The sequence below is a fragment of the Streptomyces sp. Ac-502 genome, from assembly GCF_045222935.1.
GTDB lineage: Bacteria > Actinomycetota > Actinomycetes > Streptomycetales > Streptomycetaceae > Streptomyces > Streptomyces monomycini.
In genome coordinates this window covers 63,088-77,976 of the sequence record NZ_JBHFFO010000001.1, presented here as the reverse complement: position 1 = coordinate 77,976, position 14,889 = coordinate 63,088, and the positions used below count along the sequence as shown (strand labels likewise).

The 14,889-nt window shown below is 70.1% G+C and carries 19 protein-coding genes; 7 read left to right on the top strand and 12 right to left on the bottom strand.

The annotated features are described in order from the left end of the window. Positions 1-995 precede the first annotated feature (995 nt). Positions 996-1,388, top strand: coding sequence for a hypothetical protein (locus ACEXOX_RS00435; protein WP_406518416.1), 393 nt, complete (start codon positions 996-998; stop codon positions 1,386-1,388). 164 nt (positions 1,389-1,552) lie between these two features. Here ACEXOX_RS00435 and ACEXOX_RS00430 read toward each other — a convergent pair whose 3' ends face one another. The 7 genes from ACEXOX_RS00430 to ACEXOX_RS00400 form a co-directional block, all read right to left on the bottom strand. Further along, a complete protein-coding gene (locus ACEXOX_RS00430; protein WP_406518415.1) occupies positions 1,553-2,080 on the bottom strand; it encodes a hypothetical protein in 528 nt (175 codons plus the stop codon). A gap of 162 nt (positions 2,081-2,242) precedes the next feature. Beyond that, a complete protein-coding gene (locus tag ACEXOX_RS00425) occupies positions 2,243-2,566 on the bottom strand; it encodes a hypothetical protein (protein ID WP_406518414.1) in 324 nt (107 codons plus the stop codon). 6 nt (positions 2,567-2,572) lie between these two features. Beyond that, positions 2,573-2,965 (bottom strand): hypothetical protein, encoded by a 393-nt coding sequence (locus ACEXOX_RS00420; protein ID WP_406518413.1) that lies wholly within the window; start codon positions 2,963-2,965, stop codon positions 2,573-2,575. 76 nt (positions 2,966-3,041) lie between these two features. Continuing rightward, positions 3,042-3,836: a phytanoyl-CoA dioxygenase family protein gene (locus tag ACEXOX_RS00415; RefSeq protein ID WP_406518412.1), complete on the bottom strand. Its 795-nt coding sequence runs from the start codon at positions 3,834-3,836 to the stop codon at positions 3,042-3,044. Further along, the gene (locus ACEXOX_RS00410; protein WP_406518411.1) at positions 3,829-4,260 is read right to left on the bottom strand and encodes a hypothetical protein; all 432 of its coding nucleotides are present in this window, start codon (positions 4,258-4,260) and stop codon (positions 3,829-3,831) included. Before ACEXOX_RS00410 ends, ACEXOX_RS00415 begins: the two co-directional genes overlap by 8 nt. Positions 4,261-4,682: 422 nt before the next feature. Continuing rightward, positions 4,683-4,841 (bottom strand): hypothetical protein, encoded by a 159-nt coding sequence (locus ACEXOX_RS00405; protein WP_406518410.1) that lies wholly within the window; start codon positions 4,839-4,841, stop codon positions 4,683-4,685. Positions 4,842-5,097: 256 nt separating this feature from the next. After that, the gene (locus tag ACEXOX_RS00400; protein ID WP_406518409.1) at positions 5,098-5,697 is read right to left on the bottom strand and encodes a hypothetical protein; all 600 of its coding nucleotides are present in this window, start codon (positions 5,695-5,697) and stop codon (positions 5,098-5,100) included. Positions 5,698-5,914: 217 nt separating this feature from the next. On the opposite strand from ACEXOX_RS00400, the gene ACEXOX_RS00395 reads away from it, so the two are divergent. Then, positions 5,915-6,763, top strand: coding sequence for a DUF3592 domain-containing protein (locus ACEXOX_RS00395; protein ID WP_406518408.1), 849 nt, complete (start codon positions 5,915-5,917; stop codon positions 6,761-6,763). A gap of 514 nt (positions 6,764-7,277) precedes the next feature. Here the strand turns inward: ACEXOX_RS00395 and ACEXOX_RS00390 are convergent. Further along, on the bottom strand, positions 7,278-7,400 hold the full coding sequence (locus tag ACEXOX_RS00390) for a hypothetical protein (protein ID WP_406518407.1): 123 nt from the start codon (positions 7,398-7,400) through the stop codon (positions 7,278-7,280). Positions 7,401-7,847: 447 nt separating this feature from the next. On the opposite strand from ACEXOX_RS00390, the gene ACEXOX_RS00385 reads away from it, so the two are divergent. Then, positions 7,848-8,945, top strand: a complete 1,098-nt coding sequence (locus ACEXOX_RS00385; RefSeq protein ID WP_406518405.1) for a type III polyketide synthase — start codon at positions 7,848-7,850, stop codon at positions 8,943-8,945. Here ACEXOX_RS00385 and ACEXOX_RS00380 read toward each other — a convergent pair. Continuing rightward, positions 8,929-10,131, bottom strand: a complete 1,203-nt coding sequence (locus ACEXOX_RS00380) for an IS110 family transposase (RefSeq protein ID WP_406518404.1) — start codon at positions 10,129-10,131, stop codon at positions 8,929-8,931. The genes ACEXOX_RS00385 and ACEXOX_RS00380 overlap by 17 nt on opposite strands. A gap of 308 nt (positions 10,132-10,439) precedes the next feature. Between ACEXOX_RS00380 and ACEXOX_RS00375 the strand changes: the two genes are divergently transcribed. The 4 genes from ACEXOX_RS00375 to ACEXOX_RS00360 all read left to right on the top strand — a co-directional run bounded on the left by ACEXOX_RS00375 (position 10,440) and on the right by ACEXOX_RS00360 (position 12,711). Then, positions 10,440-10,910 carry a cupin domain-containing protein gene (locus tag ACEXOX_RS00375; RefSeq protein WP_406518403.1) on the top strand — a complete coding sequence of 157 codons (471 nt, stop codon included), beginning with the start codon at positions 10,440-10,442 and terminating at the stop codon, positions 10,908-10,910. 29 nt (positions 10,911-10,939) lie between these two features. Then, on the top strand, positions 10,940-11,425 hold the full coding sequence (locus ACEXOX_RS00370; RefSeq protein WP_406518401.1) for a hypothetical protein: 486 nt from the start codon (positions 10,940-10,942) through the stop codon (positions 11,423-11,425). Continuing rightward, complete coding sequence (locus ACEXOX_RS00365) at positions 11,374-12,114, top strand: cytochrome P450 (RefSeq protein WP_406518400.1); 741 nt, start codon at positions 11,374-11,376, stop codon at positions 12,112-12,114. The genes ACEXOX_RS00370 and ACEXOX_RS00365 overlap by 52 nt, the downstream gene beginning before the upstream one ends. 336 nt (positions 12,115-12,450) lie before the next feature. Next, the gene (locus ACEXOX_RS00360) at positions 12,451-12,711 is read left to right on the top strand and encodes a hypothetical protein (RefSeq protein WP_406518399.1); all 261 of its coding nucleotides are present in this window, start codon (positions 12,451-12,453) and stop codon (positions 12,709-12,711) included. Positions 12,712-12,747: 36 nt separating this feature from the next. Here ACEXOX_RS00360 and ACEXOX_RS00355 read toward each other — a convergent pair whose 3' ends face one another. The 3 genes from ACEXOX_RS00355 to ACEXOX_RS00345 form a co-directional block, all read right to left on the bottom strand. Further along, complete coding sequence (locus ACEXOX_RS00355) at positions 12,748-13,764, bottom strand: PrpF domain-containing protein (protein WP_406518397.1); 1,017 nt, start codon at positions 13,762-13,764, stop codon at positions 12,748-12,750. A gap of 121 nt (positions 13,765-13,885) precedes the next feature. Further along, positions 13,886-14,089: a hypothetical protein gene (locus ACEXOX_RS00350; RefSeq protein ID WP_406518396.1), complete on the bottom strand. Its 204-nt coding sequence runs from the start codon at positions 14,087-14,089 to the stop codon at positions 13,886-13,888. After that, the gene (locus tag ACEXOX_RS00345) at positions 14,086-14,793 is read right to left on the bottom strand and encodes an oxaloacetate decarboxylase (protein ID WP_406518395.1); all 708 of its coding nucleotides are present in this window, start codon (positions 14,791-14,793) and stop codon (positions 14,086-14,088) included. Before ACEXOX_RS00345 ends, ACEXOX_RS00350 begins: the two co-directional genes overlap by 4 nt. Positions 14,794-14,889 lie beyond the last annotated feature (96 nt).

Sequence of the window (14,889 nt, the reverse complement as noted above, 5' to 3'; positions counted from 1 at the left end):
GTGCGTGGCCTGGCTCGTCAGGGGCCATCCGTTGAGGTGGACCGCGCGGTGGCTGGTGTTCTTGACGGTGACCCACTCGCCGTTCAGGGACCGGTTGGAGCCGTCGTCGCGGCCGGGGCTGTCGGCCCGCACCGCACCGATGACGGCGGGGGAGCAGTGCGGGGCGGGCAGGGCCGCGGCGGTGGCCAGGGCGGCCGAGCCGAGCGCTACGGCCGCGAGACGGGCAGAACGGGAGATGACAAACCACCAGCGGGCAGCTCCGCCTGGGGCGGGGCAGGTAGGACGAGATGCCCGGAGTGCCGGGCGGACCTCACTGTCCGCTCATCCGGCAGGCAATGGTTGAAGATGCGACGGCCCATTACAGAACCCGGACATTTGCACACCCGTTCCACACCCGTCGTACACGCCTCCGCGCACGACCGGACAGTCACGCGCCCCCGGCACACCACAGCAGGTACGCCACTGACCTGCGGATTCGACGGGCCCGAACCTCCCGGGGATGAGTGCTCGCACGGGCGTACCCGAACGCCGGCCAGCGGTAACGCCCGGCACCCCTTCCGTCAGAGAGTTCTTGCGGGCCAGCTCGTGCAGCCGGCTCGATGCTGTGAGTGATCGCGGTGTGATGGAAGGCAAGGGCATTTCGGCTTGGCGCGGCGAAGGCGAGCCCGAGGTCCGGTTCCAAGCTCCGCTGGTCGCTGACCGCCGACATCGCGGAGCGCACCGCGCTGCGCAAGCTGGCCGCCCGCTGGCCGAAGACCACGGCGACGTTCACCCCGGCACCGTAGCCAGAGCCGCCCCCGGGCCAGAGCCCGCGCCGCGGCGGGTCCTGGCCGGGCGTACCAGGGCCGGTGTTGCCGCCCGGCGGGCGCGGCGGGTGCCCCGGCCAGCGGGAAAGCCGCCGCACAGCTGCCGTCCGGCAGGATCCGGGGTAGCGGTGCGAGGCCGATTGCCTGTTCCTGGGCGGCGTCTTTGAGTCACTTCGGACAGGTGATCTGGTGGAACGGCACGGGCTGAGTCAGGCTGCGAGCGACCTGATCGCCTCGTGTGCCACTCCGGAGGACAACATCGTGCGTACTCGGTCCCGTTTCGCGGCTGTCACAGCTTCCCTGGCACTGGCGGGCGGCGGCCTGCTCGGCATGGCCGCCCCGGCCTCCGCCGCCCCCGCAGCACTCTCCTGCAGCACCCCCTCGTACCTGGTCGGCAGCGGAGGGCACCACGGGGCCTCCATCCGCTGTACCGGTTCGCCGTTCACCGGATACATCGACTGCTACAAGGTGGGCTACGGCACCTACCGGCACTTCGGCAACCGTGCGGCGTCCGGTGGCACGTCGACCACCTGGTGCGACTTGAACGCGAAGGTCGTCGCAGCGGGAGGCACGCCCTCCTGAACCGCCTGATCTCCTGTCCCCAGCTCTGCTGCCGCTGGGGAGAGGAGGTTCCGGGCCGACGACGGTGGACCGGACCAAGCCTGGAGATCCGCCCGGTGACCGAGGCGGTCTCGCCGGGGTTCAGACGCAGCGGTGACCACGGCCCCTTCGTGCGCACGGCCTGATCATCTTGGCGGTGCTGGAACCGGCTGCCGGCTGCCGGCTACCGCCGGCGCTCTGGAACAGGTGAAGGCGAGGATGAAGGCGCGCGTGGCCTGGGGCATGGCGGCCTCGCCGCGTTTGCCGTGCTCTTCGCCTTCTCGTCGCGCGGCCCCGAAGGCCTGCGCGGCGTCGGCGATGTCGCCGTGGACCCAGCGCACGTCGCCTTCGACGCGGTGGTGACGGCCTTCCCAGCCGAGGTTTTCGGCGGCGGTGAGGGCGGTGGGGAAGTCGCCGGCGAGGCGGGCGAGGTGGGCCAGGCGGCCGCCGCCGTCGGCGACGTGCTGCATCCCTGTACGGGAGTAGGCGGTGCGGCCGAGGTCGCGGTGGGCCTTGGCCAGGTAGCAGACGGCCATCTCGTGCAGCTTGGTGGGCAGCAGACCCGTGTCGATGACCGCGGTGAGCCGCTCGGCGGTGCGCTCGCGGTTCTCGTGCCGACGGCGGGCGAGCGCGCTGAGCCCTGACGGTGAACTCGTCGTCGACGGCAAGTCCACCCCCTGCGCCTCCCCTCGAAGGCCGCCGAAGCCGTCACCGGCAACCTCATCAACGGCTGGACTCTCTGGCGCCTGGAGGACGGTCGCACCTTGGGCGGTCAGCGCGAGCGCGCACGTCATCGCGATCCTCTCGCTGTCGGGGGCCGGACCGGTCTGCTCCCGTCAGGCGACTGCGTCGCGTCCTTCGAAGGCGACGGTCACCACTTGGCGGACCATCGGCAGGTCGGACAGCTCCACGTATCCGGACCACTGCCTGAAGATCTTGTCCACCAGTGTGTCGATGAACCGCTGGGTGAACCGCTCACCACCATCTACACCAGTCCAGCGCACCGCGCAGAGCAGAACGATGGTGCCCCGCAGCATCGCGGCGGAACCGTAGGTGGCCGTGGCCGCCGCGATGCGCTCGCCCAGAGCCGGGATCCTGCCCGGATCGTCGCCCGAGCGCAGCACCACCGCCTGGTCCCACGCCGCCTGTACCGCGCCCACCCCTCGTCATACCGGTCGAGTGGAGTGACGGGTGTCGCTGTGGCGACAGCGTTCGAGCGAACCGACCCGAAAGGGCCCGGAGCCACCCCGCTCCGGGCCGGGTGCGCGGTCGGCGGGCTCGGATGTACTGCCGTGCGCGTGGCGTAGGCCGGGCCGGGGCCACCAGTACGCGCGGTGGACGGTGCCGCGGTCCCGGCTGGTCTGGAGGGGGACCCGGTATTCGGTGCGACTGTCGGCGTGGTCCAGGCGCGCCATGACGTGCGCGTACTTCCAGGCGCCGCCGTCGTAGACATACAGGGCGGGCCGGTCGCCGGGGGCCACCACCACACGCGAGGTGCGGACCCGTCCTCGAACTCCCACCGGCGGGACCTGCTCGGGTTGCTTGATCTGCTCGCCCACGCCTCCATGATGCGAGTGAGCGCTGACCAAGCGGGCAGCGCGGTGAAGGCTGCCCTGGCTCACGTGCCCAGCAGCCTCAGTCGTCCCCGTCCGGACCGGGAACGTCGCGGCCCAGACCCCGGCGGATCGCGATCTCCACGGGTGAGTATGCGCCGTCGGCCCGCTCCAGTTCGTACGGCACAACCGGCATCAGCGGCGGCTGGGCCATGAAACGCGGCTGTGTCCCGTGGTGCGGCTGGGCCGCGTGCACCAGGAATGGATGGCACAGGAAGACATCGCCGGGGGAGCCGGTAGCGAGGGCGAGTGGCCGGTGGTCGGATGCCGCCACCAGATCGGGCGCCAGGGCCAGCCCGCTGGCCCCGTCCTCCCCGTACTGCTCCAGCACCTTCGGCACGTCGAGGTGTGAGCCGACCCGGATCCTGGTCGGAGCGTCATCCTCGCCGACCTCGCTGAACAAGAACAGCATCAGCAGCGCCCGGCCCCGGGAGCGCAGATTGGTGAAGTACCAGCTCTCGCCCTCCGGCAGATAGCTTCCCTCGATGTGCCAGCCCGCGTCGTCCGGCTCCTGTCCGTGCGGAAAGCGCAGCGGGAATGTGCCCAGCGAGTAGCGCGGTTCCCAGCGTCCCGCGCCGACAAGCAGGTCGTACGCGCGGTGAAGGGCCGGAGAGTTGGGGGCGGCGGCGAACGGCCCTTGCGCCATGCCCGGCACCCAGTGCACGGGCTGTGTCCACGTCGCCGGCTCGTCGGGGTCGCATCCCGTCTCCCGCCAGAGCAGCCGCGCGCAGTCCGCGGCCACGCGCGGCGCGACGGCGCCCTCCAGCTTCACGAAGCCATCGCGCAGGAAGCGGGATACCAAGGTCGTATCATCCATGCCTCCATCGTGCGGCGACATCGGTTCCGGTCACCCCACCTTTTCCGCACCGCCTTTGTCGGGTATTCACCGCGCAACGTCGCCGTTCAGCCAGCCCCCGCAGAAGAGCTACGCCCTTTGACCCTTGACCAGATCCGCTCTGCTGGAAGTGTCTGGAGCCGGTCCGCGCCGCCCAGGGCAGGCCCATGCCGCCGCCGGCTGCCGTCTGAGCTGTCATCTTCCTTCGTCGTCGACGGGCAGTTCCTGGACCAGGCCCTGCTGGTGAAGCAGCCTCAGATTGCTTGGCCTCCTGGTAGACGTCGCCGACATCGACTTTCAGGAACACCAGCAGGCGGGCCAGGGCCCGCACGTGTTCCGCCTCGGTGAGCGGATCGAGTTCCGCATACGCCTTCATCACCGCACGCAGCTCCTCCGCGCTCTCCATCCGCGCCCCTTCCTGGCGTGCTGTACTGCCCAGCGGACCACGGTGTCAGGCGCCCGCCCAGCCCTCGGGCAAGGCAGACGCACAGCACGCACCGGGCCGCGACGCGCAGTGTCGGCCGGGGAGTGTGTGCAGGCGTCCCCCGGCCGGGTCGTCACCGGCGTCTGGCCGCCGCCCCGGGGCCGCCGTACCTCGTTCGTCTTCCCCGAGAGCGAGGCGGTCCGATCCTGCCCCGCCGCTCGCGCCACCATGCACGGCACCGCAGGCGGTCCGGGTCGCGTACAGCGGGCGACGGGAGCTCAGTCGGCTGCGGTTTCCGGAATGGGTTCGCGGTCGGTGGGCTCGGACGTGCTGCCGTGGGCACGGCGCAGGCCGGGCTGGGGCCACCAGTACGCGCGGTGGACGGTGCCGCGGTCCCGGCTGGTTCAGAGGGTGACCTGGTACTCGGTGCGGCCGTCGGCGTGGTCCAGGCGCGCCGTCACCGGCGCGTACTTCCAGGTGCCGCCGCCGTAGACGTACAGGGCCGGCCGGTCACCGGCCGGCCAGCACCACACCCGCGGTTGGGCCCGTTCTCGAGCCGCCACGGCGGGACCTGCTCGGGTTCCTCGATCTGCTCACTCACGCCTTCCATGATGCGAGTGAGCACTGACAGACCGGGTGGCCGCGGTGAAGGGGCCCCTGGCCGAAGTGCCTGTTTCTGAGCCCCCTGGAGTGTGGGCGGTAGCCTGACAGCAGGTGGTGGACCAGGGGTGAAGACGCTGGCCCTCACCTTCAGATCGATCAATCCGCCGGGCTCTTCGGTGGGCTCTGGGTAGTGGTGGTTCGTGTTGACGCCACGGTTCAGGCATCTTCCACCGTCTCGGCGACACGGCTGGCAAGGTTCTCCCACGGGCGTGGAGCGAGGACCGGCACGTCGGCCGCCCGTGCCTGTGCGGCGAGCCACCGGCCGTACAGCACGCTGACGCGTGCGCGGTGGCGCTGTGGTCCGGCCTCCGGCTCCCGGCGCAGGTAGTTGGCCGTCACCTGCGCCTCGTCGTCCTCGTGGAGGAAGACGGACCGGACCGCACCTTTAGGCGTCGCCGGTCTGGGCAGGACGTAGTCGCCTTCCAGGATCACCGGGGTGTCGGTGCCCACATGGTTGGCCACCACCGCCTCGATCGCCGGCGCCAGCGCCTCGGCGATCGCGATCTGCCGCTCGGCCACCGACTCGGGCGTCTGGCGGGCGGCCTGCGGGTGAGTGCGCCAGAAGTGGACCTCGGGCAGGTGCTCGGGCAGTGTCACCGCAAGGAGGGCCTCCACGATGTCGTCGACCTCCACGACGGGGACGCCGTACCGTCGTGCCAAGGCCCGCCCGACACCGGTCTTCCCCATCCCCGACGCGCCCCCGACGACGAGCACCCGCCAGTCGGGAAGACTCCCCAACTCATCCCTACCGTCCATGCGGGCAGAGTACGGCAGCCGCCTTCTTGCACCTGGGCCACAGCAGCCGCAGCGCGCACAGCGGCCCTGGTCCGGTAGTAGCACGTGCGCCCGGCAGCGAGGCAGTTGTCGCCAGTAGCTCCAGTACGAGCGCAATACCGACCGCACCGTGCGTTGGGCGTTTTTGTCCTGCACAGGAAGTCAAACGTGCCGTTTACCAGCATTTATGATCTTGGGCATGAGGCGGATACCGGAAATGGTGTTGCGGGGGCGAGGCATCGTCTTCCGGCTGGAGACGTATGTGGTGCGGGTGGTGCGCGGTCGCACCACGTGGACGGTGCCGCTGGCGGCGATCGACCGTGTCGAGTACGCGGGAGGGCGCGTCCTTCTGGAAGTGTCCGGCGATGCCACCCAGGACGGCGCTTTCACGCTCATCACCCGCAACGCCACCGCCGCCGACGCTTTCGTCCAACAGCTGCGTACAGCCCTGACGCGCCTGCCGGTCCCGGGGCAGGGCCCCACCCACGTGGTGAGAGAGACCGCCGGCCGTCGCTTGCCGCGCCTGCCGCGCCTGTCGGCGGGCGCGAAGATCGCCCTGGGGATCGTGCCATACCTCGCGTTCTCCGTCGTGGCCGTGAACACAGGCGCCGAAGCCGGGATCGGCGACCTGGTCGGCTTCATCATGGCGTACGGTCCCGCGGGCTGGCTGATGCTGTACTTCGGCTGGACCGAGGTGGTGCGCGACGCCCTGATCCTGCGACGCCGCGGCATCACCGTCTCCGGCCGCATACGGGACTACGAGTGGCGCCGCGCCGGGGAAGACTCGGGCGAGTGGCACCCCGTATACGAGTTCCGGACCCTGGAAGGCCAGTGCCTGGTCGTCACCCAGACGGCCGGCCACGCGCACAAGGGCACGAGAGGACCGGTGGACGTGACCTACGACCCGCTGTCACCGACCCGCGTCCGAGGCCTGCGCGACAAACGGCTCACCGTACGCGGCATCGTGCTGACGTTCTTCGGCGTGCTCTCGGTCCTCTTGATGATCATCCCGCTGTGGCTGTTCATCTCCGCACTGCTGGCAGCCTGAACCCGGGCCCGGGACGAACTGCCCCGAACTGACAACACTCGCCTGGCCCCGCCGCCGGCACGCCCGTCCCACTGGCTCGGGTCAGCCGTGTCTTCTCGCTGCCCCTCCATCGTCCCAGCCGAGAAGCTGAAGGCACCCTGCCGGCCGTAGGGGCCTCCTGCGAACGGCGGCTCCCCGGCCGCTTTTCCGGGCCGAAGGAAGGCGCCTGCCCGCCAGGTACCCAGCAGTCACAAAGACACCCCCGCCAATCACCCCACGTCGTGCTCCCGGCCGAGGCCCTCGAACCGCAGGGGCTGCAGCGCCTGATCCTCGCCGCTGTCGCACCCCACATCACTACGAAGAGGATGGCGAAGAGAGCGGTCCGGAGGCGTAGGCGGCTCGGTCTGTGTCGTCACCGGCATCCGGCCGCTGCGCGCTCATGGTCCGGGGCGCCGGGCCGTACGCCGGGCCCAACCATGGCCGCACGGCCCGGCGCCTGTCGCGCACCTGCTGCAACGGGCCGTGAAGGCGTGGGTCACCCCTTGTCGTCCGGTCTCTCCTGGAGGGTGTCGTCGAGCTGGTCTTCGTCGTCCGGCCGGGTTCCGAAGGGCCCGTGCTCGCCGGGGCGGCCGGCGCCCAGCACGACGGCGCCCTTCATCCGGTGAAGGTGACCAGGAAGCACAGCAACTCCTCTTCTTGGCGATGCTCCAGCGGGGCACCACGCTCTCGCCGACGCTGCGGAAGCACCCTGGGTATACCGAAAACGGCCCGAGAGGCGCACCCCTGTGAACGTGTTCCGCGGGCGGCGCAGCAGCTATGGCTGCTGTGTTTTCGCATTCCCCTTCGTTCGCGGCGCCGGCGAACGGGGGCGGGTGTCTTCTCGAACATGGCAGCGGAGTATCCCCTGCGCGACCAGGAGCCGTGCTGCTGTGCTGGTCAGCGGGGTGGCGGGCGGGGCTGGGGGAGCGGCGGGTGTCGAGTGCCGGGGGCGGGTCACCCGCATGGCCCCGCCAAGCGGGAAGGGGCGATCTGGATGTGTGATGCTCGCTGAGTGTGCCTCGGGGGCAACGGAGACACTTTCGTGCCGATGGGGTAAGGGGGTCGCATGGCGACCTTGTGCCGACCGGCCGTCTCGGTTCCGGAGCACGTCATCACCATGGAGGAGACGCTCGAGCTCGCGCGCTCGCGCCATGCCGGTCATCCCCAGCTGAGTCTCGCGTTGCGCCTGATGGAGAACACCGGAGTGCGGACCCGCCACCTCGTGCAGCCGCTCGCTGCGACCCTCGCGCATCCGGGCTTCGAGGCACGCAACAGGGTGTATGCGGCCGAGGCCAAGGCGCGGGTACCACTGGTCGTGCGGCGCGCGCTGGAGGACAGCGAGCTGCGGGCCGCGGAGATCGACATGATCATCTATGTGTCCTGCACCGGATTCATGATGCCCTCGCTCACCGCCTGGCTGATCAACACGATGGGTTTCCCGTCCCGTACCCGGCAGATGCCGATCGCTCAGCTGGGCTGCGCAGCGGGCGGGGCGGCCATCAACCGGGCCCACGACTTCTGTACGGCCTATCCGCAGGCGAACGCGCTGATCGTGGCATGCGAGTTCTGCTCCCTGTGCTACCAGCCCACCGACACGAGTATCGGATCCCTGCTGTCCAACGGCCTGTTCGGCGACGGCATGGCCGCCGCAGTCGTCCGCGGGACGGGTGGCCACGGCATCCGCCTGGAGCGCAACGGCTCCTACCTCATCCCGGGCACGGAAGACTGGATCGCCTACGACGTACGGGCCACGGGCTTCCACTTCCTGCTGGACAAGCGAGTGCCGGGCACCATGGAGCCACTCGCCCCCGTGCTGCGCAGCCTCGCCGACGAGCACGGCTGGGATGCCTCAGACCTCGACTTCTACATCGTGCATGCCGGCGGGCCGCGGATCCTCGACGACCTGAGCACCTTCCTCCATGTCAGACCGGAGGCGTTCCGGCACAGCCGGGCCACGCTCACCGAATACGGCAACATCGCGAGCGCCGTCGTCCTGGACGCACTACGCCGGCTGTTCGACGAAGGCGGCGCCGCCGACCAGGCGCGCGGCCTGCTGGCCGGATTCGGCCCGGGCATCACGGCCGAGATGGCACTGGGCCGCTGGAGCCGCACGCCGGGACGCTCGCAAAGGAGTCTCAATGACGAAGTCAAGCCGCCTGCGTGACCGGTGGGATGGAGGTGAACATCCTTCCGTCACGCAGCAGTGCCCACAACACGCTTGCCCGTCGACGGGCCAGAGCGATGACGGCCTGGACGTGCTTGCAGCCCTCGCCCCGCTTCTTGAGGTAGAAGTCCCGGTTCGGCCCTTCGCGCATCATGCTGGTCTGCGCGGACATGTAGAACACCCGTCGCAGACGGCGGCTGTAGCGCTTGGGCCGGTGGAAGTTGCCCGTGCGGCGTCCGGAGTCACGCGGGACCGGCACCAGTCCGGCCGCGGAGGCAAGGTGGCCGGCATTGGTGTAGGCCGACAGGTCGCCTGCGGCAACGACGAACTCGGCCCCCAGGATCGGGCCCATGCCGGGCAGGGACTCGATGATCTCCGCCTGCGGGTGGCTGCGGAACGTCTCTTGGATCTGCTTGTCGATCCGCTTGAGCCGGTCGTCCAGGGCCAGGATCTGAGCCGCCAGGCCGGCGACGATCTGCGCAGCGACGTCCTCTCCGGGCAGGGCGGTCTGCTGGGCCTGGGCGGCCTCCAGGGCAGTCGCCGTGACCGCGTCGGCGCCCTTGACGTTGCGGCTGGCCAGCCATGCCGTCAGCCGGGCCCGCCCGCGGCGGCGGATGGCGGCCGGGGTCTGGTAGCCGGTCAGCAGGGTCAGGGCGCCTTTGCGGTGCGAGTAGTCGAAGGCCCGCTCCAGGGCGGGGAAAGCGCCGGTCAGTACGTCACGCAGCCGGTTGATCATCCTCACGCGGTCGGCCACCAGGTCCGAGCGGTGGGCGGTCAGCAGGGCCAGATCGGCGGCCAGCTGGGCGGGCACGTCGATCGTGGCGAAGTCGTTGCGGTGGCGGGCGGTTTCGGCGATGACGTAGGCGTCGCGTGCGTCGGTCTTGGCCTCACCCCGGTAGGCGCCGGACATGCGGTTGACCGTGCGGCCAGGCACGTAAACGGCTCGCTGGCCGTGTGCCGCGAGCAAGGCCAGCAGCAGCGCGGAGGCCGTCCCCGAGATGTCCACCGCCCAGCGGACCTCGTCCGCCAGGTCCAGGATCTCGCCGAGCGCGGCCAGGATCGCCGTCTCGTCGTTGTCGATCTTCTTCGACCACAGGGTCGCGCCGGTCTCGTCGACCACCGCCGCCCAGTGATGGCCCTTGCCCGCGTCGATGCCTGCCCAGACCCGAGCCTGTCGCTCGCTCATTCGCCCCTCCTCGTTCCGCACGGCTTGCCGTCGACCCGAGGAACACCCCGCTGTCATCTCCGTAAACAGCGACCGCACGAAGCGCGCACATCTCAATCAGCAGCCAGGGCGCCCCGGAGAGCCGGACGGCCACTCCTTCGGAGCCACAACTGGCAAGAACCGATCAGCCACATCCGGCCCTCCCGGGCCGCCCAACAACTTACGGAAGACCCGATGACCGAGCCCTCCCGTACCGTCTCCCCGCCGGCGGACAACGCTCTGATCTTGCCCCCGGGGCAGGCCGCACCCTTCGTGCCGCCGCCCAGCACGTGACCTTCAAAGTGACCGGTGCCCGGTCGCGCTTCTCATCGAGCTTCGAAGTGCTTGTACCACCGGGCTTCGACGTCGGCGCGCACGTCCATACACGCAGCGAGGAACTGTTCTACGTCCTTGAGGGCGAACTCGATGTCCTCGCCTTCGAGCCGCAGGCGCGCACCCCGGACCGGTGGCAGGGATGGCGATCGCCAACAGGCGAGCAGGTGGCCCGCGCCACGCCCGGCACCGTCATCCTGGTCCCGCCGGGCTGCCCGCACGCCTTCGCCAACCCCACCGACGTCCCGGCCCGGATGTTCTTCCAGTCCTCCCCGCCCCCGGACCACGAACGCTACTTCGAAGAACTCCTGACGATCCTGTCCGCCGACGGGCCCGTGGACCACAGCGCCATCGCCGCCTTGCGCCGCCGCTACGACATCGAGCAGCTCACACCGCTGCGCCATGACCAGCCGGCGAGGAGGCGGTAATGCAGGACGGCCCCGCTCCCTTGTACGAGGTGTCAGACTTGCCGGCCCTCGACTTCGACCCCTTCCTGCGCGACGCGCTGCAGGGCGAACCGGTCATCCGGGTACGGCTGCCGCATGGAGCACCCGGCGAGTGCTGGCTGGCGACAGGGCACGACGCTGTCCGCTTCGTCACCTCTGATCCCCGGTTCAGCCGCGACATCGTCGGCCGCCCCCTGCCCAGCATGAACAAGTACCTCGTCCCGCTGGACCGCGCGGTCAGCTTCGTCGACCCGCCCGGCCACACCCGCGTCCGTTCCGTGGTCTCCTCGGCGTTCAACCGCTCCGCCATGGCAGCCCTGCGGCCGCACGCTCAGGCCGTACTCGACGAACACCTCGACTCCATGGTCGCAGCCGGACCGCCCGCCGACCTCGTCCAGCACGTGACCTCCCCTTCCCCCTGCAGGTCATCGGAGCTCTGCTGGGCGTGCCCGAGGCTGACCGCCCGCGCCTGCGCTCGTGGGCGAACGCCATCCTGACCCGGGCGAAAGACGAAGCCGGGGTCGAGCGCGCCCGGCAAGCCAAAGAAGAAGGCCGTGCATTCTTCCGTGAACTGGCCCGTGAACGCCGGCTCCGCCCGCAGGACGACCTCATCAGCGAACTGGCGGCAGCGGCCCAGAGCGGCAGGATCGAGGAAGAAGAAGTCCTGGCCCTGGCCATGCTGATGGGGATCAACGGCTGGCACGCGGTACGCAACCACACCTCCAACATGGCCTACCTCCTGCTCACCGACGACAGCCTGAGGAACCGGCTGCGGTCCGACCCCCAAGCCGTTCCGGCGGCCGTGGAGGAACTGCTGCGCTGGATCCCTCACAAGCACGGCGTGGGGCAAGCCCGCATCGCCACCGAGGACGTCGAGGTGGAAGGCGTGCAGATCCGCCGCGGCGAGGCCGTCTATGTCTCCTACGTGGCAGCGAACTGGGACGAGCGCTGCTACACCGCACCGCACCGGATCGACATCGACCGCGAAGGCCCGCCCCACCTGGCCTTCGGACACGGCCCCCACCACTGCCTGGCGCCGCTACTGGCCCGCATGGAAGCCGAACTGCTGCTGACCACCCTCATCACAGGCCTCCCCGGTCTGCAGCTGGCCATCGATGCCGCAGCCGTTTCCTGGCAGAAGGACGTACTCATCCGAGGGCCGGTGGCACTACCGGTCACCTGGTAGACACCGAACCCCGCGACACGCGGGCCGGTGGGGCTGGGGCGGCGACGTCCCCTGAGAGTCGGGCTGCTGACGCTCGGAGGGGGTGTCGGTGTGCGGAGGGGCGGCTGGCCTGGTGTGTTGTGGGTTTGTTGAGAGACCGGGGGAGTGGCCCCGGTGGATGGGGCGGGGTGTGTGAGCTGGGGTGGTGCGTTCTGTATGGGTATTCGCTGGGTGGGCGCCGTGCTGTGTCGACGCGTCGGTGGCAGGGCCGGTGCCGTGGTGCGGATGCCGGGCAGCGGGAACCGGCAGCGTGCTGGCGCGGGCGAGGAGGGCTTGTCCGGTGGTGGTGTCGGTGATGTGCGGCAAGTCGCTGGCGACCTCGCGGACACCGGCGGACCGGCCGTCCTGCGCCGCCTGATCGAGGGCGGCACCCGCATCACCCTGCTCGGCTGCCGCGCCGAAGGCGAGCTCACCGACATCGCCGGCGCCGCCCTGAGCGCCGTGATCACCGTCCGCGAGGACAACACTTTCTTCCGCGGTGGAGCCCTGCGTCCTGCCTTGCTGTCGCTTCCACGGTCATTTCCTCCGCCTACGGGTTCGCCCACTTCGTCGTCATGAGCCACGATCCATGTCCTCAGCTCGAAGAACACCTACTTACGAGTAGAAGGCGCGACCAGCCATCAACCGGCGCGCGGTCCGGCTGATGCCGAGCGACCGGAAGGTCACTTCCGGGCCGCTGGTGTCGTCATCGGCGGTGACCGAGACGTCGGTGATCCCGGAGGGGTGGCCGACCAGCAGCGCACCGGGCCGGCGGGACTTGACTACGTCGTGGACGGTGGTGCCGCGGACGCGGGACGCGGCGGCGAGGCTGATCGAGGCGGTGACGGCGATGCTTTCGTGCAGGCGGTTCATGAACATCAGGTGGAGCCGCAGGTCCATGTGCCCGGCCTCGGCCCGCTGTCCGTTCAAGGTGGTGTACGAGAGCGGTGGCGCGACGAGGCCGACGAAGGGCACCGCGGGGACGTCCGTGTCGCCACGACGCCAATCGGCGCACAGGCCCATCAGGACGCAAGCCTTTCCGCGCGCCTCGCGTACGAGCGCGAGGAGATCACGGTCGTCGTTGATTTCGGTGCGTTCGTCTCCGGTCAGTCCGAAGTCCTCGGCGCGCAGCCAGACGACCGGGTTGCCCGCGTCGACGATCGAAGCGTCGATGACGCGGCCGTCCTCCAGGGTGAGCCTGTCGACAGGGGCGCCGGTGGGCAGCAGGCGCCCGGTCATGGCACCGATCGTGGCCGACCAGTCCATGACGATCTCGGCTCCGGTTCCCGGTACGCCCGGGATGGCCAGGCCGCCCGTCACCTCGGCGAGGCCGCCGGAGACCGGCACTCGCGCGATGAGGATCTTGCCGGTGTTCGTGTTGTGGATGCGGACCACGGTCACGCCCTCGTGCGCGGGGACGAGGCGTTCGTCGATCGCGAACGGGCCCACGCCGGAGGAGATGTTGCCGCAGTTGCCGTTGTAGCTGACCCGGCCGCTTTCGATGTCGACCTGGGCGAAGGTGTAGTCGACATCGGCGTCGTCGCGGGTGGAGGGCGCGACGACGGCCACTTTGGACGTGATCGGGCGGGAGCCGCCCAGTCCGTCGATCTGGAGGACGTCGGGAGAGCCCATGAGCCGGCGCAGCAGCGCGTCACGTGCCTGACCGGCTGGGGGAGGTCGCGTTCGTGGAGGTAGATGCCTTTGCTGGTGCCGCCCCGCATGAGGACGAGGGGGATCGATGCCTGCCCGCCCATCAGGAGTTCTCCTTTCCCGTCGTCGGCCGGGCAGGGGGCGGTGGCTTTGCGGTGACGAGCCGGTCGGGCCACTGGAGCCAGTCGTCCAGACCGACGGTGCCGAACAGCTCGGCCGGGCCGTCCGCGTCCTGGGGCGGCAGACCGGTGTCGCGCAGCCGGGTCAGTGCCGAGTCGGCGGCCGCGCTCGCGGCGGCGATGTTCACGAAGGGGTAGATGCCCAGCCGATAGCCCAGGCCGGCGTAGTCGGATGCCTTGAGCAGGGGGTCCGGGAGTTGGCGATCACGTTGATCACCAGCGGGACGTCGATGCTGCGGGCGATCCGGTCGAGCTGGTGGCGGTTCTCGGGAGCCTCGACGAAGACCATGTCCGCACCGGCGTCGGCGAACCGGCGACCGCGGTCGATCGCCTCGTCCAGGCCGAGCGGGGTCAGCGCGTCGGTACGGGCGATGATCACGAGATCGTGGCTTCCCCGGGCGGCGACTGCGGCGCGGACCTTCCGCACGGCCTCCTCGGCGTCGACGACGGTCTTGCCGGTGAGGTGTCCGCAGCGCTTGGGGAAGACCTGGTCCTCGATGTGGACGGCGGCGGCACCGAGCCGGACGTGGGTCTCCACCGCATGGCGGACGTTGAGCTCGTTGCCGTGGCCGGTGTCGATATCGACGATCAGCGGCAGTGAGGTGGCGCCTCGCAGGCGGACGACGTGTGCGGCGATCTCGCCGGCGGACATCAGTCCCAGATCGGGCCGGCCGAGCACACTTACGGAAGCTGACGCCCCGCTCACGTACGCGGCGGGAAACCCGGCGCGCTCCACCAGTGTGGCGGTCAAGCCGTCATAGACGCCTGGAGCGATGACCAATTCGTCGCCATTGATCAGCTCACGCAGCAGGCATGCGGGATGGGTGGTCAACTCCTCACTCCTTTCGTTACGAAGGTGCCGTTGAGCCCCCGACGAGGCGCGGCCGGCTGCCGTACGGCGCGGAAAGCACGTCCTGCCGTACGGCGG